General features: G+C 60.1%; 17 protein-coding genes. 6 read left to right on the plus strand and 11 right to left on the minus strand.

Going from position 1 to position 21,798, the window contains the following annotated elements:
• Window positions 1–52: 52 nt before the first annotated feature.
• On the minus strand, window positions 53–2,413 hold the full coding sequence (locus AC3IP0_RS14090) for an ATP-dependent DNA helicase (protein WP_489327757.1): 2,361 nt from the start codon (window positions 2,411–2,413) through the stop codon (window positions 53–55).
• Window positions 2,410–4,077: a VRR-NUC domain-containing protein gene (locus AC3IP0_RS14095; RefSeq protein ID WP_489315803.1), complete on the minus strand. Its 1,668-nt coding sequence runs from the start codon at window positions 4,075–4,077 to the stop codon at window positions 2,410–2,412. Before AC3IP0_RS14095 ends, AC3IP0_RS14090 begins: the two co-directional genes overlap by 4 nt.
• 195 nt (window positions 4,078–4,272) lie before the next feature.
• Between AC3IP0_RS14095 and AC3IP0_RS14100 the strand changes: the two genes are divergently transcribed.
• Complete coding sequence (locus AC3IP0_RS14100) at window positions 4,273–4,500, plus strand: YgdI/YgdR family lipoprotein (protein ID WP_150723809.1); 228 nt, start codon at window positions 4,273–4,275, stop codon at window positions 4,498–4,500.
• A 137-nt stretch (window positions 4,501–4,637) separates the two neighbouring features.
• Window positions 4,638–5,309, plus strand: a complete 672-nt coding sequence (locus tag AC3IP0_RS14105) for an MliC family protein (protein WP_489327759.1) — start codon at window positions 4,638–4,640, stop codon at window positions 5,307–5,309.
• 45 nt (window positions 5,310–5,354) lie between these two features.
• Here AC3IP0_RS14105 and AC3IP0_RS14110 read toward each other — a convergent pair whose 3' ends face one another.
• The 4 genes from AC3IP0_RS14110 to AC3IP0_RS14125 are packed head-to-tail and all read right to left on the minus strand — an operon-like array spanning window position 5,355 to window position 9,158.
• Window positions 5,355–6,440, minus strand: a complete 1,086-nt coding sequence (locus AC3IP0_RS14110; protein WP_489327761.1) for a polyamine ABC transporter substrate-binding protein — start codon at window positions 6,438–6,440, stop codon at window positions 5,355–5,357.
• Window positions 6,441–6,500: 60 nt separating this feature from the next.
• Window positions 6,501–6,842, minus strand: coding sequence for a cupin domain-containing protein (locus AC3IP0_RS14115; protein WP_008050088.1), 342 nt, complete (start codon window positions 6,840–6,842; stop codon window positions 6,501–6,503).
• A gap of 43 nt (window positions 6,843–6,885) precedes the next feature.
• On the minus strand, window positions 6,886–8,292 hold the full coding sequence (locus AC3IP0_RS14120; protein ID WP_489327764.1) for an NAD(P)/FAD-dependent oxidoreductase: 1,407 nt from the start codon (window positions 8,290–8,292) through the stop codon (window positions 6,886–6,888).
• A 50-nt stretch (window positions 8,293–8,342) separates the two neighbouring features.
• Window positions 8,343–9,158, minus strand: a complete 816-nt coding sequence (locus AC3IP0_RS14125; protein WP_489327765.1) for a helix-turn-helix domain-containing protein — start codon at window positions 9,156–9,158, stop codon at window positions 8,343–8,345.
• 266 nt (window positions 9,159–9,424) lie between these two features.
• On the opposite strand from AC3IP0_RS14125, the gene AC3IP0_RS14130 reads away from it, so the two are divergent.
• Window positions 9,425–9,697 carry a DUF1652 domain-containing protein gene (locus AC3IP0_RS14130; RefSeq protein ID WP_150755521.1) on the plus strand — a complete coding sequence of 91 codons (273 nt, stop codon included), beginning with the start codon at window positions 9,425–9,427 and terminating at the stop codon, window positions 9,695–9,697.
• A gap of 142 nt (window positions 9,698–9,839) precedes the next feature.
• Here the strand turns inward: AC3IP0_RS14130 and AC3IP0_RS14135 are convergent, their stop codons facing one another.
• The gene (locus tag AC3IP0_RS14135) at window positions 9,840–12,314 is read right to left on the minus strand and encodes a UvrD-helicase domain-containing protein (protein ID WP_489327767.1); all 2,475 of its coding nucleotides are present in this window, start codon (window positions 12,312–12,314) and stop codon (window positions 9,840–9,842) included.
• A 279-nt stretch (window positions 12,315–12,593) separates the two neighbouring features.
• On the opposite strand from AC3IP0_RS14135, the gene AC3IP0_RS14140 reads away from it, so the two are divergent.
• Entirely contained in the window at window positions 12,594–13,289 is a 696-nt protein-coding gene (locus tag AC3IP0_RS14140; protein WP_008002066.1) for a pirin family protein, read from the plus strand.
• 133 nt (window positions 13,290–13,422) lie between these two features.
• Here AC3IP0_RS14140 and pgm read toward each other — a convergent pair whose 3' ends face one another.
• The 4 genes from pgm to AC3IP0_RS14160 form a co-directional block, all read right to left on the minus strand.
• Window positions 13,423–15,069 carry a phosphoglucomutase (alpha-D-glucose-1,6-bisphosphate-dependent) gene (pgm, locus tag AC3IP0_RS14145; protein WP_489327768.1) on the minus strand — a complete coding sequence of 549 codons (1,647 nt, stop codon included), beginning with the start codon at window positions 15,067–15,069 and terminating at the stop codon, window positions 13,423–13,425.
• Between the two features lie 113 nt (window positions 15,070–15,182).
• Complete coding sequence (locus AC3IP0_RS14150) at window positions 15,183–16,583, minus strand: aminotransferase-like domain-containing protein (RefSeq protein WP_489327770.1); 1,401 nt, start codon at window positions 16,581–16,583, stop codon at window positions 15,183–15,185.
• A gap of 40 nt (window positions 16,584–16,623) precedes the next feature.
• Window positions 16,624–18,114 carry a hypothetical protein gene (locus tag AC3IP0_RS14155; protein ID WP_489327771.1) on the minus strand — a complete coding sequence of 497 codons (1,491 nt, stop codon included), beginning with the start codon at window positions 18,112–18,114 and terminating at the stop codon, window positions 16,624–16,626.
• Window positions 18,115–18,667: 553 nt separating this feature from the next.
• Window positions 18,668–19,690 carry a zinc-dependent alcohol dehydrogenase family protein gene (locus AC3IP0_RS14160; RefSeq protein WP_489325031.1) on the minus strand — a complete coding sequence of 341 codons (1,023 nt, stop codon included), beginning with the start codon at window positions 19,688–19,690 and terminating at the stop codon, window positions 18,668–18,670.
• A 270-nt stretch (window positions 19,691–19,960) separates the two neighbouring features.
• Here AC3IP0_RS14160 and AC3IP0_RS14165 point away from each other — a divergent pair, with 270 nt between their 5' ends.
• Both AC3IP0_RS14165 and AC3IP0_RS14170 read left to right on the plus strand, forming a co-directional pair.
• Complete coding sequence (locus tag AC3IP0_RS14165; protein WP_095942189.1) at window positions 19,961–20,875, plus strand: LysR family transcriptional regulator; 915 nt, start codon at window positions 19,961–19,963, stop codon at window positions 20,873–20,875.
• A gap of 170 nt (window positions 20,876–21,045) precedes the next feature.
• On the plus strand, window positions 21,046–21,729 hold the full coding sequence (locus AC3IP0_RS14170; RefSeq protein ID WP_007994315.1) for a GntR family transcriptional regulator: 684 nt from the start codon (window positions 21,046–21,048) through the stop codon (window positions 21,727–21,729).
• The last annotated feature ends 69 nt before the right edge of the window (window positions 21,730–21,798 follow it).

The raw sequence follows: 21,798 nt of genomic DNA on the forward strand, positions 1-21,798 counted from the left end.
AAGCCATAGCCTATCTCCTTGTGGGAGCGAGCCTGCTCGCGATGGCGTCCTGTCAGTCGGCAATGATGTTGCCTGACCCTGCGCTATCGCGAGCAAGCTCACTCCCACAGGGCGACAACCCGATGCTGTGATGCTCCGACTGATTGAACCGATGCAAGCCTGCTATGGCCCACCAACGCGGCAGCAACTGCCTGACCTTGCTCTCGCCAAAACGGTCGTCGATCAACATCACCACCCCTTGATCCTGTTGCGTACGGATCACCCGTCCAGCGGCCTGCACCACTTTCTGCACACCGGGATAAAGGTAGGTGTAGTCATAACCGGCACCGAAAATCGCGGCCATGCGCCGTTTCAGTTGCTCGTTCACCGGATTGAGCTGCGCCAGCCCCAGCGTGGCGATAAATGCGCCGATCAATCGGGCGCCGGGCAAATCGATGCCTTCACCGAAGGCCCCGCCCAGCACCGCAAAGCCGACGCCCTGGCCGTCGGCGTGGAACTGATCGAGAAACTGCTGACGCTGCGCTTCGCCCATGCCTCGGGACTGCGACCACAGACTGATGTGCGGATGTTTCTCGGCCAGCAACTGCGCTACCTGCTGCAAATAATCGAAACTGCTGAAAAACGCCAGGTAATTGCCGGGGCGCTCGCAGAACTGCCTGGCGATCAAGTCCACGATCGGTTCCAGAGACGCCTGGCGATGTACGAACCGCGTGGAGATCTGGTCGACGATGTGCACTTGCAGTTGATCGGCGTGAAACGGCGACTCGACGTCGATGCACACCGTGTCCACCGGTGTTCCCAGTAAATCGGCGTAATAGTGCCGGGGGCTGAGGGTCGCGGAAAACAGCACCGTGCTACGCGCGGCGGTCAGGCGCGGACGGATGAACCCGGCGGGGACCACATTGCGCAGGCACAGTTGCGAGAGGTTGCGCTGGCGCTCGAGGTCGCGCTTGCTGATGTCGAACAGGAACTGCTCATCGAACAGTTCGGCGACCCGGCAAAAGTGCAGCATGTCGAAGTAAAACCCCTGCACCGCGCTGTCCAGGCCTTGAGGGTGATCGTTGAGGTAGTCACCGATGCTGGCGCTGCACGATGACAGTGCCTGAAGGAGCTTTTCCGGCGCCTTGTCATAAGCCTGATAGGCGCCGGTTTGTGCGTTATGCAGGGCATTCCACTCGCGGTTGACCCGCTGCATCGGTTTTTTCAGCACGTCGGGCGCGGTTTTGCGCACGCCGTTGAAGGTCGCCTGATCAAGGCTGGCGCTATACATCTGCCGGCCGCGTTCCACCAGGTTGTGGGCTTCGTCGACCAGCACCGCGACCTTCCAGTTGTTGGCCTGAGCCAGGCCGAACAGCAACGCGCTGAAATCGAAGTAATAGTTGTAGTCGGCAACTACCACGTCGGCCCAACGCGCCATCTCCTGGCTCAGGTAATACGGGCAGACATCGTGCGCCAGGGCAACCTCACGCAAGGCGCTCTGGTTCAACAGGCTCAGTTGGCTGGCCGCCTGCCGTGCGGCGGGCAGGCGATCGTAGAAGCCCCGGGCCAGTGGACAGGACTCGCCGTGGCAGGCTTTGTCCCGGTGTTCGCAGGCCTTGTCCCGGGCGATCATCTCCAGCACCCGCAACGGCGGCGCATCGGCGCTGGCAAGTATCACTTGCGCGGCGTCCAGGGCCAGTTGGCGTCCCGGGGTTTTCGCGGTGAGGAAGAACACTTTGTCCAGTTGCTGCGGCGCCAGGGCCTTGAGCATGGGGAACAAGGTGCCCAGGGTCTTGCCGATGCCCGTGGGCGCCTGGGCCATCAGGCAGCGCCCCGTGCTGACGGCCTTGAACACCGATTCGGCCAGATGGCGCTGCCCCGGTCGAAAACCGGCATGGGGAAAGGCCAGGCCCTGGGCCGCCCGATTGCGCCCTTCTCGATGGGCGACTTCCTGTTCGGCCCATTGCAGGAACCGCGCGCAATGCCGTTCGAAGAATTGTTGCAGCTCGGTGGCGTCGAAAGGCTCGACCAGGCAGGTCTCCTTTTCGCTGACGATGTCGAAGTACACCAGAGCCAGATTGATCCGTGCCAGATCCAGTTTCCGGCACATCAACCAGCCGTAGATTTTCACCTGGGCCCAATGCAATTGACGGTGGTTGGCCGGTTGTTTACTCAAGTCGCCGCGGTAGGTCTTGACCTCCTCCAGGCAGTTTTGCCCGGGGTCATAGCCATCCGCCCTGCCCTTGACCGTCAAGGTCTGATACTGGCCCTCGAGGGCGACTTCGCTCTGGTAACTGTCGCTGCGCCGCGAGGCCACCGTACGGTGACCGACGATGCCTTCCAGCGCAGTCGGTGACGGTGTGAAGCGCAGGTCGAGGTCGCCGACCTTGGCGGTGAACTCGCACAGCGCACGCACCGCAATGCTGTAGCTCAATCGTCCTGCTCCGCCCATTGCACGTAGCACACGGCGATCGGCATCTGGTGTTCGTGGCAGAACTCCAGCCAGCGCAACTGGTTGTCCTGCAGGCGATCGCCCGGGCCTTTGACTTCGATCATGCGGTAGGTCTTTTGCTGCGGCCAGAACTGGATCAGGTCCGGCATGCCGGCGCGATTGGCCTTGATGTCCAGCAGGAGGCGGTTGAACCAGTGCTTGAGGTGTTCGGCCGGAAGGCAATCGAGGGCTTGCTCCAGCAACTCTTCGCTGAGCACGCTCCAGAACACGAACGGTGACTGCACGCCCCACTTGGCGGCATACCGTTCGTGGATGGTCTGCCGATAGCGCCCGTCGTCGAGTTCGGCCAGGCACGCCTGAAACAGTTCGGCCCGGCGGACCTGGAAGTCTTCGCTGAGCAGGTCCACCGGCCCGCGCTGGAACGGGTGAAAAAACGCCCCCGGCAACGGCGCGAAGATCGCTGGCCAGCACAGCAGGCCAAACAGTGAATTGACCAGGCTGTTTTCCACGTAGTGCACCGGTGCCGAATCCTCCGCCAGATGCGCCTGAACGTAGAACTCCACCGATAACGCCGGGTCTGTCCTGGGCAATTGCAGGTCAAGGCGCTGCATTTCCCGAGGCGCTGCCCGCTTGATGGGCGGCCCGCCGAGCTTGCGCCGCAGGCGTGGCAGCACGCGGAGCAACTGCTGGTGTTCGGCGGCGCTTTCCGCTGCCTGTTCGGCCTGCACGGCCAGGTCCATGGCCTGCTCGAACTGGCCGCTGCGTTCCAGCACGCGAATCAGCCGCGCACGCGCGCCCGGATAAGCGCATTCGCGGTACAGGCTCAGGGCCAGGGAGAAATCCGCGATGCGTTCGCAGTACTGGGCCATCTGGAACAGCAGCTTGCCGCGCCGGCGTTGCAACCACGGATTATCCAGCGCCAGGCCCTTGATCCGCTCCGCCACCTCCTCCAGCGCTTCACCGGCCTCGAATTGTTGCTGGTACGCGTGCAGGAGGACGCAGGCATCCACGTCTTCGCGGCTGCGCAAGCCACGGGACTCGGCGCAGAATTCGACTTTTTCGTAGGTGTAGATACCGAGGTCGGCCAACACGAACTCCGACCAGTCCTGATACAGGTTGCCGAAAAACATCAGGCGCAGGCGATCGCACAATTGCATGATGGTCAGGCTGAATAGCCGCTCGTCCAGGGTCGGGCACCAGTCGTTGAAGCTTTGCACCTGGGGAAACTGCTCGCACAGCGCTGGCAACCAATCGGCTTTCTTGCCTTTGGGTTGATCGATGACCGGGCCAAAGGCCTGGAGTATTTCACCCTTGAGCAGCACCTCGAACAGCGCTTCGACCGCCAAAGGCATTTGCTCATCGACCCAACCAAGCGCCAGCAGCGGCCTGACAGCGCTGCCGGTATCGCCAATTTCCTCGTAATGCAGTTTGCTCGCCCTGAAATGAACGCCCTTGCGCATGACCATTCTGACCAGCAGTGCCTGCGATTCACGGGGCAACCGCTTAAACTGATTAATGAAACGCAGCTCTTCGACGCTCAGCACATCGGCAAAGCGTTGCTCAAGCCAATCAAGCACTTGCATGAAGTTGTTCAAGTAGTAGAACGGATCGTCGAGGGGATTTGCGGTCACTGGGAAATGGGCCATGGCGATAGGTACTGGTTATGCATACAGATACCAGTTCCACGCCGCGTGGCGCAATCGGAAAAGGATAAATGGCGGCGCTGTACGGAATTTTCCCCGGGCAGTAGAACTTTCTGCCCACTGGCGGCACCAACCGCCATACAGGTGCAGTGACAGCCTCGGGCTGATGGCGCTGCTTTAAACGAACGGGAGGTGATCATGGACATCAAGACATTGGGCTTGCCCCTGGCTGCAGCGGCCCTGCTGGCGCTGGCCGGTTGCTCGACGCCAACGGTGGTGACGCTGCAGAACGGCACTCAATACCTGACCAAGGACATACCGAAAACCAAAACCAAGGACGGGTTCTTTGAGTTTGAGGACATTTCGGGTGCGATGGTGAAAGTCAGGGCCGATGAAGTGGCGACGATTCGCGAAGAAGAAGACTGACGTTTCTCCTGGCACGATGTGGCAGGTTTCGAGCACTGCTTTACACTCGATAGACCCCGTGCGACCGAATGACTGTGCAACGCTTCGACACAGGCGTTGCAATACGGGCATCACGCAAAGACTCAGGTGACGCCGAAATGAAAATGGTCATGCCACTTCTGGCCTCTGTGCTCGCCGTCAGCGCGTGCGTGACGGCGAGCGTGTGTGAAGCCGCCAAAAAGGCCAAGCCAAAGCCCTTGCCAACGTACAAAACCAGTTTCGATTGCGCCACGCCCCAGGCATCCGCCGAAAAGCTTATCTGTCACGACGCTCAACTGGCGCGCATGGACCTGGAACTCGATCGTCTTTATCTCCTGGCGCTCACCGACGAACATTCAGTGCCGCGCCCTAACAAAGTCGAGATCGATCAGCGGTTCTGGCTTGAGTCCCGTAACCAATGTGGTGGCGGGACTCAAGCCAAGGCGTGCGTCGTGCGAAGTTATGCCGAGCGTGCGTTCCAACTGCGCCAGGGCTCGGCCATTGCGAGAACCAAGGACCCCAGCAGACTCACCGAAGGCCCCTTGGCTTATCGTTGCGCAGGGTTTAACGCATTGGTTGCCGCCACCTTCTTTACGGTCGAGCCGGGCGTGGTGTTCCTGAAATGGGCCAACACCTCGGTGACGCTGAACCAGGTGCCAAACAATTCCGGAACCCAGTACACGGGCAAGGACTACAAAGGCAGCTACAGCTTCTGGCAAATCGACGATGACGTATTTTTCCAGATACCCGGTTCAGGCCAGATGAGTTGCGCAGCCGAGCCGGTCGGCTGATGACGATGGCATCGGGACGTCCTGTCCCGATGGCCGCTCACCGCTTTAGCTGCCGGTGCGAATCTTGTTCCAGACCCGGGTACGCACCCGGTCGATGTTCAGCGGCATGGCTTCCAGCGCAAACAGCTTGCCCATCATTTCCGGGCTTGGGTAAACCTTGGTGTCGTTCTTGATCGCCGGGTCGATCAGGCTGTCGGCCGTCTCGTTGCCATTGGCGTAATGCACGTAATTGCTGACGCTGGCCATGACGTCCGGGCGCAGCAGGTAGTTCATGAAGGCGTAACCGGCCTTTTCATCCGGGGCATCGGCCGGCATGGCAACCATGTCGAACCAGATCGCAGCGCCCTCCTTGGGAATCGAGTAGCCGATGTCGATGCCGTTGTTGGCTTCCCTGGCGCGGTTTTCCGCTTGCAGGATGTCGCCGGAGAAGCCGACCGCGACGCAGATATCGCCGTTGGCCAGGTCGCTGGTGTACTTCGACGAGTGGAAATAGCTGACATACGGCCGCACTTTCAGCAACAGGGCTTCGGCCTTCTTGTAGTCTTCCGGGTTCTTGCTGTGAGGCGGCAACCCAAGGTAGTTCAACGCGGCCGGCAGTAGTTCGGGGCCGTTGTCGAGGATGGCCACGCCGCATTTCTGTAACTTCTGCATGTTCTCGGGCTTGAAGATCAGGTCCCAGGAATCCACCGGGGCGTTGTCCCCCAGCACGGCCTTGACCTTGGCAATGTTGTAGCCGATGCCGGTGCTGCCCCACAGGTACGGGAAGCCGTGTTCGTTGCCCGGGTCGTTGGTCTGCAATGCCTTGAGCAATACCGGGTTGAGGTTCTTCCAGTTCGGCAACTGACTCTTGTCGAGTTTCTTCAGCGCGCCGCCTTCAATCTGCCGGGCCATGAAGTGGTTGGACGGGAACACCACGTCGTAGCCGGATTTGCCGGTCATCAACTTGCCATCGAGGGTCTCGTTGCTGTCGTAGACGTCGTAGGTGAAGCCGATGCCGGTTTCTTTCTGGAAGTTTTTCGTGGTGTCTGGCGCGATGTAATCCGACCAGTTGTAGATCTTGACGGTTTCGGCGGCCTGGCTGATCGATGCAACCAGCATCAGCGGGGCCAGAGTCAGTGTCTTTCGCAGCATGGGTCGATTCCTGTAGGGTTTTTTTTGTTGGCAGGCAATCAAAGGATCAAAAATGAATATTCAGAAAATCAGAACGTAGGTCTTGCGCACGGTTTCCTGGATGTCCCAGATGCCGAGGCTGTTGGCCGGCAACATCAGTGCATCGCCGGCTTCTATGTGCAGGGGCTCGCCGCCGTCCGGGGTGAAGGTGCAGCGCCCCTGGATGAAGTGGCAGAACTCCTGGGCGACGATCTGCCGCCGCCAGCGCCCGGGGGTGCATTCCCAGACGCCGGTCTCGACGCCGTCGTCGCGTTCGACGCTGGTGGTCGAAGCCACGGCCACCGGGGTACCCAGGGGCACGGCGACCGGATTGGATTCGTCCAGTTTCAGGGTTGCGGTGTTCTTGAATTGCGTGATGCTCATGGGAATACCTGTCGATGTAGCCTGTAGATGAAGAGCGCGCCGTTTAGTGCATGAAACCTTCCATGAAACCCGCGACCCCGCTGGCCAGCTTGCGCCGCCAGGGCGCAGTGGCCGGGTTGGCCAGGGTCTGGTCCTCATGGACAAAGCTGCGGATGATCGCGTTGTAGCCGAGCCAGCGGATCGGCTCCTGTTCCCAGGCCCGCAGTGCGTCGAGGCCGCGCTGGGGGATGACCCACGGCTGGCGCACCAGTTCGGTGTCGCGTCCAAGGATCAGGTCGGCCAGCGTGCGGCCTCCCAGGTTGCTGGCGCCAACGCCCTCCCCGCCATAGCCGCCAGACAAGGCAATGCCATTGGCCCGGTCGCAAAGCATGTGCGGCTGGAAATGCCGGGACATGCCCAGGTTGCCGCCCCAGGAATGGGTGATCTGCACGTTCTTCAACTGCGGGAACAGTTCGCCGAACAGGTAGCGCCGCAGCTGTATTTCGTCAGTGGTCAGGTCGAAGTCGTGGCGCAGCTTGCCGGCAAACTGGTACCCGCCTCGGGCGCCAAAGATCAATCGGTTGTCTGCGGTGCGCTGACCGTAGGTGACCTGGCGACTGGCCTCGCTGAACGCCTGGCCGCGGCTCAGGCCGATTTCGTCCCAGGTAGCCGCCGACAAGGGCTCGGTCGCGACGATCAGGCTCTGCACCGGCATCTGATAACGCCCCAATGGCGGCAGCGTGACCGAGTAGCCTTCTACCGCCGGCACCACCCAGCGACTGCGCACCGAAGCTTTCGCCGTGCGCAGGCTGCCGGACTGCCAATGGGTGACCGGGCTGTTTTCGTAGATTCTGACGCCCAGGCGCTCCACCGCCCGGGCCAGCCCCCGTACCAGCCTGGCCGGGTGAATGGTTGCCACGTGCGGCGCGTAGATACCGCCGTAGGGTTTGGCGACGCGGATCTGTTGCGCCAGTTGCTCCGGGGTCAGCCAGCGATAGTGGCTGTCGTTGAGGCCCTGGCGGTGCAGATCGTCCAGGTAGTGACGCAGGCTGGCCTCCTGCTCCGGATAGCGTGCGGCGCAATACAGCACCCCGCCTTTACGGTAATCGCAGTCGATCCCCTCGCGTTCGAGGACAATCTCCACTTCATCCGGAATGCTGTGCAACAAATCGTAGGAGGCACGGCGTTCTTCGGCCGACAGCTTGGCCAGCAGGCGATCTTCACCCAGCAAATTGCCCATCAGCCAGCCACCATTGCGCCCCGACGCGCCGAAACCGGCGGTTTGCGCTTCTACGATGGCAATGTTCAGGTCAGGTTTGTGTTGCTTGAGGTAGTACGCGGTCCAGAGCCCGGTGTAGCCCGCGCCGATGATCGCCACGTCGACATCAAGATCCCGCTCCAGCGCCGGACGCGCCAACAGCGGCTCGTCGAGCTGGTCCATCCACAAACTGATAGTGCGCCACGCCGGCATGCAAGACTCCGCCACTCAAACTTCGATGGCGTCGATCCTAGTGCGTGGGCTCAGGCGCTGTCTTGCGCGCGTGCACGCAAAGAAATTTGTTTGACGTAGGCCTTGGGTGACTGGCCGGTGTGCTGGCTGAAACAGCTGTAGAACGCCGACAGTGAATTGAATCCGGCAGCGAAGGCCAGTTCATCGATACGCACTGGCGGCGTCGCGGCATCCAGCGCTGCAAGCAAATGTTGCAGACGCGCCTGGTTGACGTAACGATAGAAACTCTGGCCCAGCACCTGGTTCAACAGGTAGGAAATCTGGTTGCGGCTGTAACCACACTCCTTCGCCACTCGTTGCAGATCGAGCTCCGGGTCCAGATAAGGCTGTTGACCCTGGAAATACTGCTGCAGGTCATCGGCCATGAAGCTCAATTGGCGCGGCGACAGGCCGAGCCGGCTGACCGCCGGGCGCTGATTGCCGGACGTTTTGCTACCGGGTTGTTCGTGCACCAATGAAGCATATTCATTGACCCGCCAGATCAGCCCGTCCTTGACGGTGATCGCTTCGCTGGCGCGGAACGACACCAGCCCTTCACCGCCGCGCAGGGTGATGCGGTACTGAATGAACGCGGTATTGCCGTCCAGTCGAATGCGGTCGGAATGCTCCAGCGCCTCATCCGGATCCCGGGGCATGCTGCTGCGCACGTAATCGCGCAACTCGGCCAGGCCCATGACCTTGTTCTGGAAGAAATCGTTGTACTGCACTTCAGGGTGATAAAGCGCCATGACGCCGTCCAGATCCCGGTGCTTCCAGCGCAAGTGATAGCGCATGACCGTCTCGCCCGTGACCTGGGTTTGCAGCGGGCCATCATCATCGGCGTGCATTGGACATCTCGACGGAAAAACACCGAGCTTGCCCAACTTCCGTTTTGTCTTCAACGACTAAACCGATGATGGCGGGTGCCCGCAAACGGCCGATATGCGTGAGCTGGATCAAAAAAAACGCCGGCAATCGCCAAACGACCTGAAAACTCCACATTATTTTCACATCCGGATGCTACTTTTAAAAACTGTCACTGGTTGAACCAATGAAGGTTCTTCCCTCCTACCATGAGCTAACGGACGCGCTCGATAATGAAGGCGGGCAACACATGAATAAAGGGTTCAGCAAGGTTACATTTCCAAACGCCTGCCAGCTGATGCGCTGGCATTTTCATCCCATGGGTTTCGAGGCGAGCATGGACGCGCCGGGCAGCATGATTGCCCGTCTTTTTGATCGTGCCACTGGCGAGACCATGATCGCCATTGCCGGTATTCCGTGCGCCACCGTCATGAATGCCGCGGATGTAGAACTGATAATCGAAGCGGTGGAGGATGAACTTGAAGCCTTCGTTCCACCAGAAGCGTTCAGGAGTTATGCCTGAAGGCTGAACGGCCACAAAAAAGCCCACGTCAGATGGGCTTTTTTGTGGGTAAAGAAAAGATCAAAAGATCGCAGCCTTCGGCAGCTCCTACATAAGGTTGCGTTCATTCGTAGGAGCTGCCGAAGGCTGCGATCTTTGCAATTCAGGCCGAGGCCTTGCCTTGTCGATGGTCGACAAAGAACGCCTTGCCCTTGCCGATCCGGTCGGAGGCCTTGGGCATGTTCGCGGCCTGGGTGTCTTGGGCATCGACGTACCAGTAGCAATGGCTGACGGCGCGGGTAATACCGACGTAGGCCAGCCGCAGGATCTCGTCCTTCTGGGCATTGTCGTAGGGTTCGCTGTCACCGGCCTTGCCCAGGCCCGCCATCCGGTAAACCTGATTCTTGTAAGGCGAACTGGTCAGGTGCTGGCAGTCGCCCAGCAAAAACACCGCATCGGCCTGGAGGCCCTTGGCGCTGTGATACGTCAGTTGCTTGAGCCTGCGAGCCTCATACGGCAAGCTAGAATCAGCATTAACTACAGGCTGAATATGCTCTTCTATCAATAACTTATCGCTACTTTTTCGATAAAGCATCAAGATCGAATCTCCCTTTCGGTAATGCTCCATCAGGCGTTGGGCCATGCCCTGGTCATCACGATCGAGGACCTTCACCGGCAACAACGCCTTGGGTTCACCGCTGGCTTTGGCTTTCTTCCCGGCAATGGCCGGTGCTGCACGCACGATGTGCTCGGCGGCATCGATGATGTGCTGGTGGCTGCGGTAGTTGTCGCTGAGCATGACCTTGGTGGTGCTCGGCGACGGGAACTCCTTGTTGAACTCCATGAAGTAGGTCGGCGAACTGCCGCGCCACCCATAAATGGACTGCCAGTCATCGCCCACACAGAGCAGCGAGGAGCGCTGGGCTCCGCGCCCGACGTGCATGGCCGGCCCGCGACTGCGGATCTCTGCCAGGCTGGCCCTGATCCAGGAGACGATCTGCGGCGAGACATCCTGGAATTCGTCGATCATCAGGTGTGACAGCGGCCGCAGCAGTTCATCGCCGAGCAGCTTGAGGTTCTCCGGAGAATGCTCGCTGAACAGGGCGAACATCCGGTTGTAGGTCATGATCGGCGGCTTCTGATCCAGCAAGTGATCGTCCAGCGCCCGCCAGTAAAGGCTCAAGGCTTCGAAGAAGAACCGGTCGGGATCGTCCTTGGCGAAACTCATCTGGCCTACCGCGCTCGGCACATCCAGCCCGAGGTTTTCGATGAACCCGGCGGCGGCGACAAAGCAATCGAGCAGCGGCGCGGAAGCGAGCTCGCCCTTGACCTTGTAATCGAAGCCCGGCCCGGCGCTGGCATCGCCGGCGAGCGAGGCCAAGACACGCTTTGATGATTCGTAACTATCCAGCCATATCAATGGCTTACGACAGAAAGCTTGAAACAGGGTGCGCTTTACTGCCCACTCTGCACGCACCGTCAGCTTGGCGTTCGGTCGCGTGACCTGTGGGTTTTCCCGAGGATCGAACCCCAGCACCACCCAGGCATCCAGGGACGGGATGTAGCCGTGGCAATGGAATGTCGAACCATTGATATCGAACGACTGGCGATTCGGTTCGATGCCCTTGATGGGCCAGGCACCGGCGCGAAACCACAGGTCCTCGATGGCGTCGCACAGTTCCTCATCACGTTTGGCCGCCAGTTCGGTAACGCCCATGCGTTTCTGCACATCCGGGTGATCGCGCTCCAGCTCCTTGAGTTGCAGGGCATGCCGGGACAATGGCTTGATCAGCCCGCGAAAACGCTCATCGTCACTGTGCAGCCGGTGATAGCAGGCGTTGAGCTGCTGGCGTTGAGCGTCGTTGATGCGCAGATCGAACGGATTGCTGTCGACCTCCTCATCACCCTGTGCGGCCCGCAGGTTGAGGTTTTCAAAAGCCTGCAAACGCTCGAAGCCCGGAAGGCTGCGCACCATCGGCAGGATTCGCGAGTGAAAGGTACGCACCAGATCCCGCGCCTCCTTGAAACTGATCGCACGGCCCCAGAGCGCAAACAGTTCGATCAGCTTGTTGATGAAGTCCTTGCGCGACTCACGGGTGAAGGTCACCACCGTCATCGAGCTCAGTTCAAAGCCCAGGTAATGGGTCAACAGCAAGATACGCAGCACCAGGGTGGTGGATTTGCCTGCACCGGCACCCGCGATCACCGAAGTGGACGGGGTATCGCTGAAGATCATTTTCCACTGTGCGGCGCTGGGTTGGGCATGGGCCGGCAACAAGCGGGCGACATCGGCCTTCATGCGCTTCTTCAACTCGGCGCTCAATGGCAGGCGCCAATCGTCGAACAGCAGGTCATCGACATTCGGCGGTCGGTGTTCAGTGCAGCGCGAGTCGCGGATCAGCAGGACCTGCCGCCCCTCCTCCAGCCCTTCGAGCTTGCCTTCCTTGTAGCCGTAATCGACCCCGGCGCTGTGACCGCTGCGAAAACCGTCGGCCTGGCCATGCAACCACGACGCACGATGCTGTGCGTGCAGGCGGGTCAGGCTGTAGCCGAAGAATCGGGCTAGCAATCGCTTGATCAGCGGCATCTCGGCCAGGGGGCGAAGTTCAGGAGGAAGATCGGGGGTGTGTTGCGGCACGCGGACTGACTCCAGGGTGTGAGGCTGTTGAGCGCTATGGTGTCTGCATTTGCCGTCGAGTTCTAGTCAATTGCTTATGACTCATTGGCTTATGCGATGAAGTGAAAGCTGGATGAGAAACTTTCGAGCTCGTTTTATATCAATCCATTCGATGGGAATGCTGCGTTTTTTACGCTTTTTATCGATTGTTGCCTGTTGGATGATGGCCGTCATCACTCACCGGTCTCGCTTCGTGGCCCAGGCGCATCGCCCCATGACGAACCTTTTCTGGAGACGATCATGCTTGAACTCAGACCTTTCAACTCGCTCGGCGGCGCTCACCACGGCTGGTTGGATGCTCACCACCATTTTTCGTTCGCCGAGTACTACGATCCCAAGCGCATGAACTGGGGCAACCTGCGGGTCTGGAACGACGACGTGATTGCTCCCGGCACCGGTTTCCCGCAACACCCGCACCGGGACATGGAAATCATCACCTATGTCCGTGAAGGCGCCATTACCCATCAGGACAACCTTGGCAACAAGGGCCGCACCGAAGCCGGTGACGTCCAGGTCATGAGTGCCGGCACCGGGATCGCCCACAGCGAGTACAACCTGGAAGCGACGCCGACCCGGATTTTCCAGATCTGGATCATCCCGAACGAGTCCGGCCTGGCCCCGTCCTGGGGCGCCAAGCCGTTCCCGAAGGGCAACCGCGAAGGTTTTGTCACCCTGGCCAGCGGCAAGGAAGGCGACGATCAGAGCCTGCGCATCCGCGCCGATGCCCGGCTGGTAGCGGCCAACCTGAAGGCCGGCGAGTCTGCCGAATACCCGCTGGACAAGGGCCGTCGTGCGTACCTGGTGCCGGCCACCGGGGTCATTGAAGTCAATGGCTTGCGTGCACAAGCTCGAGATGGTGTCGCGGTTGCCGATGAGCAAGTGCTGCGGGTGACGGCCATCGAGGACAGCGAGATTGTTCTGGTGGACCTGGCTTGATCTTCTGAGTGCAATCCAAAAAAGGGGCGACCGTATTGGTCGCCCCTTTTTAGTGGCTGCAGCGCCCCCCCTGTGGGAGCGAGCTTGCTCGCTCCCACAGGGTTATATGCAGCTCCAGTAGGACTTACGTCGCTCACTTCGCGGAAATGGCACCATCCACCAGCGTTTGCGCCTCGGCCACCAGTTGCTTGAGGTGGTCGTCGCTGACAAAGCTTTCGGCGTAGATCTTGTAGATGTCTTCCGTGCCCGACGGACGCGCCGCGAACCAGCCGTTCTCGGTCATGACCTTGAGACCGCCAATGGCCTGGTCATTGCCCGGTGCGTGGCTGAGGATGCTCTGGATCGGCTCGCCGGCCAGTTGGGTCGAGGTGACCTGTTGCGGCGACAGTTTGCTCAACAGCGCTTTCTGCTCCGGATTGGCCTTGGCGTCGACCCGTACCGAGAACGGCTCACCCAGTTCGTCGGTCAAGGCACGGTACGCCTGGCTCGGGTCGCGACCGGTGCGGGCCGTCATCTCGGCGGCCAGCAGGGCCGGAATCAAACCGTCCTTGTCGGTGCTCCAGACGCTGCCGTCCTTGCGCAGGAACGAGGCACCGGCGCTTTCTTCGCCGCCGAAACCGAGGGATCCATCGAACAGGCCGTCGGCGAACCATTTGAAACCGACCGGCACTTCGTACAGGCGACGATCCAGGCGCTTGGCCACGCGATCGATCAGGCCGCTGCTGACCACGGTTTTACCCACGGCGGCATCGGCGCGCCATTGCGGACGGTTCTGGAACAGGTAGTTGATGGACACGGCGAGGTAGTTGTTCGGCGCCAGCAAACCACCGGACGGCGTGACGATGCCATGACGGTCGTGGTCCGGATCGCAGGCAAACGCCACGTCAAAGCGTTCTTTCAGGCCGATCAGGCCTTGCATGGCGTGGCTGGACGATGGGTCCATGCGGATCTGGCCGTCCCAATCGACTGTCATGAAGCGGAAGGTCGGGTCGACTTCTTTGTTCACCACGTCCAGGTCCAGGCGGTAATGCTCGGCAATCGCCGACCAGTAGCGCACCCCCGCACCACCCAACGGATCGACACCCAGGCGCAGCTTGGCATCGCGGATGGCGTCGAAGTCGATCACGTTGATCAGGTCGGCGACATAGGTGTTGAGGAAGTCGTGACGATGGGTGGTGCCGGCCTTCAGTGCCTGCTCGTAGCTGATGCGCTTGACGCCAGCGAGCTTGTTGGCCAGCAGTTCGTTGGCCTTGGCTTCGATCCACTTGGTGATGTGGGTATCGGCCGGGCCACCGTTGGTTGGGTTGTACTTGTAGCCACCGCTTTGCGGCGGGTTGTGGGACGGCGTGATGACAATGCCGTCCGCCAGGCCGCTGGTGCGACCGCGGTTGTAGCAGAGAATCGCATGGGAAATGGCCGGGGTCGGCGTGTACTCGTCACCTTCGGCGATCATCACGGTCACGCCGTTGGCGGCCAGCACTTCGAGGGCACTGGCGCCGGCCGGCGTGGACAACGCGTGGGTGTCGATACCGACAAACAGCGGGCCATCGATGCCTTGAGCTTCGCGGTACAGGCAAATCGCCTGGCTGATCGCCAGCACGTGCCATTCGTTGAAACTCAAGTCAAACGAGCTGCCCCGGTGCCCGGACGTGCCAAAGGCAACGCGCTGGGTCGAAATCGCGGCATCAGGCTGGCCGGTGTAATAGGCCGTTACCAGTCGCGGGATGTCGACCAACAATTGTGCCGGTGCCGGTTTACCCGCAAAAGGACTGAGTGTCATGCAAAACCTCTGGAATAGAGTGGTTCAGGAATTGGGTCGCAGTTTACTGGCAGTTTGACCGCAACGCGATGGGATCGATCCAACGCAGTGGAGGTTGTTATTTTTTGTCTCACTCACTCGATTGATTCCAGGCGCAGCGCATCCCCCAGCAATCCCAGTGCCGCCGCCAGGTTGTAATCGCCGCCGAAGTTATGGCTCAGGCGCAAATGCTGTCCGTGCAGACCGTGGAGGCTGAACAGCTCGCCCGGCGCAATGACCACTTGATGGGCCAGCAGGCGCTGGAACACTCGACGGACATTGACCCGTCGCAACGAGCGCACCCAGACCGTTGCACCACCTTGCGGCTCGACGAAATGCAAGGCATCACCCAATCGTTCCTGCAACAACAGGGTCATTTGACTCTTGCGCTCCTTGAGCAGCCGGCGCAGCACCAGCAGGTGTTGATCGATGCGACCGCTGCTGTACAAGCGGGCGATGGCTTTCTGGCGAATCGGCGAGAGACGGAAGGAACGCAGCAGAAAATGCCGTTGCAGTTCAGCGCTCAAATGCCTTGAAAGCAGATAACCATAGGGCGCCTCAGGCCCGATGATTTTCTCGAACGTGGAAAACACCATCAGCCTTTCGGGGTCCAGCAAGTCTCGAAAGCGCACGGCGTTCAGGTCGAATCCGAGTTCGCCACAACAGTCGTTTTCCAGCACCCAGCTGCCATGCGCGGCCAACAGCCGGGCAATGGCCTGCCTGTTTTCGTCAGGCGCCAGGCTGCCACGGGGCATGTTCAGGGCCGATGACAGCAGCACCAGCCTTACCGGCTCGGTATCGAGCAGCAACTTCAGACGTTGCGGATCGAGGCCGCCATCGGCTTGCACAGGCAACTCGATCACCCGCACGCAGGCGGCTTGAAACAAGCGCAGGATCGTCCAGTCGCACGGCGATTCGACCACCACCGTGGCGTCTTTCAAGCCCAGCACAGCGATCAGGATTTCCAGTACACCGCGCAGGTCGGCGCCGATGTAGACATCGTCGGCGTGCCAGTAACGCATGGGAGACGTGGTGTAGCGTGCTGCCAGGGCGGTGCGCAATTCAAGTTCGCCACAGGGCTGCGAAGGCGACTGCGGCTGGCGGGGATACTGGCGCAGCAACTCTCGCTCCAGCAGCAGCAAAGGACTGTCCAGCGGTTGCAGCAACGCCGGTTCATCGGTGCTCAGGACCAGCATTCCCGGGCGCCTGGCATTGACGTAGACCGCTTCCAGCAAATCGCTGCCGCTGTCCTGCAGGTTGATCGAGGACACCGGCAACGCGTAGTAGCCGGACTTGGCCACCGAATAGACCCGCCCTTCTTTCTCCAGCAGCGAATAGGCGTACTGAATGGTCGAGATCGACACATTGAGACGCTCCGCCAGGTGCCGCAGCGACGGCAGGCGGATGCGCGAATCCCCTTCAGACTCGTTGATCAGGCTGACCAGGTATCGATACACCGCCTGATAGGCGAAATCCGTTTCTCGTGGACCTTTCATGGGCGAAAGCCAACCGCACTGGCTGAAAATCCACCCACGTTCAGTGGCCCGCTGACCATTCATCCTCCAGCGTGATGCCAGCATCAGGATCGTCCGGCGTATTTTGCGACGCGGCCCTTTGTATGATTGCTTCAGGCCCCCTGCCATCGCCTGTGGGCGTCCACTCCATGCGGTAAAGCTGGCCGATCAGGCTGACGGGCAATCCGCTGACATCAGTCATCCATTGCATGATCTGTTCGGCGACCGGGTGCCCCTGCATGGCCTTGTGCAGCTCGGGCATGGCCACCAGCATGCCCGGATGGCACTGACGCAGAAAACGCTCGAGCCCCGCACCTTTTTCGATAAAGGGCGCAAACAGCAGGCACACCAGTTGTGCTTCGCTCAGTCCGAGGTTCTTTTGTGCCTCGGCCGCCGCCCGGGCGCGCAGTTCGGTCATTGTCGCCGGATTGCCGAATTGCTCGATGGCCTGCTCGCACAAGCGCTCGGGCAAGCGCTTGCGACGCATCATCACCAAGGCACGTTGCAGGTATTGCGCAATGCCGGACTCGTAGTTACGGCCCTGCACGAAGCACGCTTGCAACCCCCTGACGTGCGCCGAGATCGACGGGCTGACGAATTCGTTGTCGCTGATCTGCGCGGACAGTTCGTCTGGCTGGAAGCCGAGAAATTCAGTCAGCAACGGCCAGCGCTCTTCCAGGTTGCTGACCAGCAAGTCGTGAATGTCGATGCAGGCCGTACGACGACAGGTCTCGAAACGCTCTTGCGGGCGCCACGGGGCCTGGCCGTAATCGGCGTAGAACCGGTGATAACAGTCGCTGCCCAGTTCATCGAGCAATGCATACAACCCCGCATAACCGGCCTCGCCCGTATGCGAAGGCTGGAGACCTGCCTTGGTGGCGGCACGTTTCAAACCCTCGATGAACTGCTTCTGCTGACGCGGCGTGTCACTGATGAGCAAGGCATCGACACCAGCGTCCCAGCGGGCGATTTGTCCGTAGAACTCTCCCGTGGCCAGATAACCGTCATCCCACAGGTCGAACCCGTCGCGCCATTCCCGCCGATGGCCGATCATCAACAGATTCAGGCGGCTGGACTCGCGACCGGCGTCGGAGATCGGCGTCAGGTGGTTGAACGGCAACACCTCCCGATCATCGACCATCAACACCTCGACCCGGGGATCGTCATAGACAAACAATGCGCTGTTGGTCCGGTGCATGTTTTCCACGGCCGCGCCGCTTGCCCCGTTCAACCGTAACGAGGCGATGCGCAACTGGAATGTCGCTGGCGTGCGGGTGGCGATGGTCAACTGCGCAGCACGCAACAGTGCCAGGGTGTAGCAGTTGTCTCGGGCCCCGGACTGGATCGCCAATACCTTGTAATCGCCAATGCGCTCCATGCCCCCGGCCGCGACTGCCAGGCGCTGAATCAACAATTGCAATGCAGTGCGTTCGGCACGGGAGAAAAAACCCAGCAATCGCTGCAGCACTTGTTGATAGACATAGTTCATCGCTTGGTCATGGATGCTGGTCATCTTTATTTACCTGATACTCGTAAGTTCAATATCGTGCAGACAGCAAATCCCGTTGGACTGTCGGCGCGAATGGAGTCATGGACTTTATTGCCAAATGCTAACACTTGAATTTTCTTGAAATCATTTGAAACGATCGCAATACCCCCTCGTTTTAACGACAAAGGCGAGGCTAGAGCGCCCGACTGGCAAGGGTTTGCTCGTTTTAAACCGGAGTCCTAGGAAATGTCCGACAAAGTCCCACAGACACTTAATACAAGAAATAAGGAAGGAAGTTGTCGCTGTCTTTTTGGCAACTAAACAACAACCAACCAATTTGGAGATTTGCACCGATAGCGCACAGTGAAAAGTTGCAGCCTGACAGCCAGCCATGACTCATTCCTTGAGATGAAAGTAATCATTCAATTATCAGGGCTTAGTGGCTGATTAGAAGCTACAGATTACGGGCAAAAACCAGTTCAGTTGCTGGACCGGTCTGCGGATCGACGGATTGCGGGGGGCAGAAACGAAAGAGTCCGTGCGGGCACGGACTCTTGGACAGGCTCTTGAACAAGTATTACGCCGGTTCGACCTGCAGCGCGACCCGTTCGCGACACGGGCATTCGTCCATGTAGCGGTGTGCTTCGACAAACTCGGCAAACGGGAAGACCCGGGTCTTGAGCGGCAGCAGAACGCGGTCGGCGGTCAGCTGATTGATGTCGCGCAAGGCACGTTGCAGTGCGGCCTGGTCCTGGGTGATGCCCAGTTCCGGCTTGCCCGTGAAGTTGCCGATGCAGTGCACGAAGAACTGAATGTTCTTCTGGAACGCTGCACAGGCCGGGAAAGGCGTCTGGTTGCCACCTTGCAGGCCGTACAGCACCAGGCTGCCGCGAGGTGCCAGCACATCGCCCAGCAACGACATCTGCGGACCGCCCAAACCATCGAACACCACGTCCACGCCGCGGTTATCGGTGATCTTGTTGATCCGCATCAGCAGATCTTCTTCCTCGGTGACGATCACTTTCTCGGCACCCAGCGACAGCAGGTATTCACGTTCCTCCTCGGTCTTGGTCGCGGCGATCACTCGAACACCCAAGGCCTTGCCCAGCTGTACGAACGAAGGTCCGGCGCAATGACTCGCGTCAGTCACCAGGGCAAACTGCCCGGGTTTGACCCGAGCCAGATCGGCATAGGCGAAATAGGCAATCAACAACGGCGTGTAGTGCACGCTGGCTTCAATCGGGCTGAGCACATCCGGATAACGGGTGACCGCCGAGCGTGGCAGAACGATCAGCTCACCGTAGACCGGGTAGTCGTTCGGGCTTTGGGCCGGGAAGCTGGCGACCTTGTCACCGACTTCCAGGTCATCGACGCCATCACCGACAGCGGTGACGATACCGGCCATCTCCTGGCCAAGGCCCGAAGGCAGACGGGCATGGGACGGGGCCAGGTTCTGGCGCCAGAGAGTGTCATACCAGCTGATGCCGATCGCTTCGACGCGCACCTGCACTTCGCCCGGTGCAGGCTGAGCCGTCGCATGCTCTTCGCATTTGAGCACCTCGGCTGGACCAAACTTGTGAAAACGGATCGTGCGGGACATCGCAAACCTCGCCAAATGAACCTCTAATGCCTTGAACTCTAGCTGGGCTTTCAACCCAACACTATCTGTGGCTATTAATAGTCGACATGCCTGTCATTGATTCCGCAGCGGCGGCAACATCGTCAAATGTCGTAAGAAACCGAAGCAGCCCATGTAGGAAAAACTGAATTACCCGGTGCAGAGTACCAGCCTTTCCCCGTAATATTCCTGCTGGCCATTGTTCTCATATGGCCGCCCACGTCAAGCTTGCTGACTCTGCCAGGACTCCAGATGAATCGTAATGACCTACGTCGTGTCGACCTGAACCTGTTGATCGTTTTCGAAACATTGATGCACGAACGCAGCGTGACCCGTGCTGCGGAAAAACTGTTCCTCGGCCAGCCCGCCATCAGTGCGGCGCTCTCGCGCCTGCGCGGGTTGTTCGATGACCCTTTGTTTGTACGTACCGGCCGCAGCATGGAGCCGTCCGCCAGGGCGGTCGAGATCTTCGCCCTGCTCTCGCCTGCGCTGGATTCGATTTCCACCGCCGTCAGCCGTGCGGCCGAGTTCGATCCTGCCACAAGTACCGCCGTGTTCCGCATCGGCCTTTCGGACGACGTCGAGTTCGCCTTGCTGCCCATGCTGCTCAAGCGCCTGCGTGCCGAATCGCCGGGGATTGTGCTGGTGGTGCGCCGCGTCAACTACATCCTGATGCCGGGGTTGCTGGCATCCGGCGAGATCTCCATCGGTGTCAGTTACACCACCGACCTGCCGGCCAACGCCAAGCGCAAGGTACTACGCCGCAGCCAGCCGAAGCTGTTGCGCGCCGACACCGTGCCGGGGCCGTTGAGCCTGGATGATTACTGCGCTCGCCCCCATGCACTGGTGTCGTTCGCCGGCGACCTCAGCGGCTTCATCGATGAAGAACTGGAAAAGCTCGGGCGCAAACGGCATGTGGTACTCGCCGTGCCGCAGTTCAACGGGTTGAGTACCCTGCTCGCTGGCACTGACATCGTGGCTACGGTGCCGGACTACACAGCTGATGCACTGACCGCCGCCGGCGGTGTTCGGGCCGAAGATCCGCCATTGCCGGTGCGCAGCTTTGAACTACACATGGCCTGGCGCGGATCGCAGGATAATGATCCGGGTGAACGCTGGTTGCGCTCGCGGATCCAGATGTTTTTCGGGGATCCGGATAGCCTCTGAGAAGGATTGGCTGCCTGATCGGCTATGCAGCGGGCAATCCTTCCAGCGTAAAACCATGGCAAACGGTGAAGTGGGCGCGGCGCAGGCCTGAATGAAAACGGGTGCACCGACGTCGAACCGGGGAAGATCAGCAAAAGAATTTCGTATACCCTAGCGCTATCTCACTCCAAATGACCGCCGCCGTGAACCTACCCAAACTCAACGCACCCGACCTTGGTAACACGCCTTCGACTTCGGAAATCATCACCCGTCATCTGCGGGATGCGATTGTCGCCGGGCATTTTGCCGAGGATGAGCCGATCCGCCAGGACGACATCGCCCGCCAGTTCAATGTCAGCAAGATCCCGGTGCGCGAAGCCCTCAAGCGGCTGGAGGCCGAAGGGTTGGTGATGTTCCAGCGCAATCGCGGGGCGATGGTCACGCGGGTTTCCGATGCGGAACTGGCGCAGATGTTCGAAGTGCGGATGTTGCTGGAGGACAAGATTCTGCGCCTGGCCATTCCGAACATGACCGAAGAGACCTTCGCCCGTGCCGAGCGCATCTGTCAGGAGTTCATCGGCGAGGACGACGTGGGGCGCTGGGCCGAGCTCAACTGGGAGCTGCATTCCTGCCTGTACGAGCCGGCGCAGCGACCGTTTCTGGTAAGTCTGATCCGTTCGGTCAACGACAAGCTGGAGCGTTATCTACGCATGCAGATGAGCTTGTCGGCCGGTAAGGAACGGGCCGATCACGAACACCGCGAGATCCTGGCGGCCTGCCGCGCCGGGGATGTGGACCTGGCAGTGAAGCTTCTGGACGAGCACATTGCCGGCGTCTGCACGACCCTGTTCGAGCACCTGCCCCACACCCACTGACCGCTGCGGATGCTGTGCCGATTTCGTCATCGACACAGACTAAATCCATCAAGCCGACACCCCGCCGCA

This window comes from Pseudomonas sp. GL_103 (assembly GCF_057835175.1).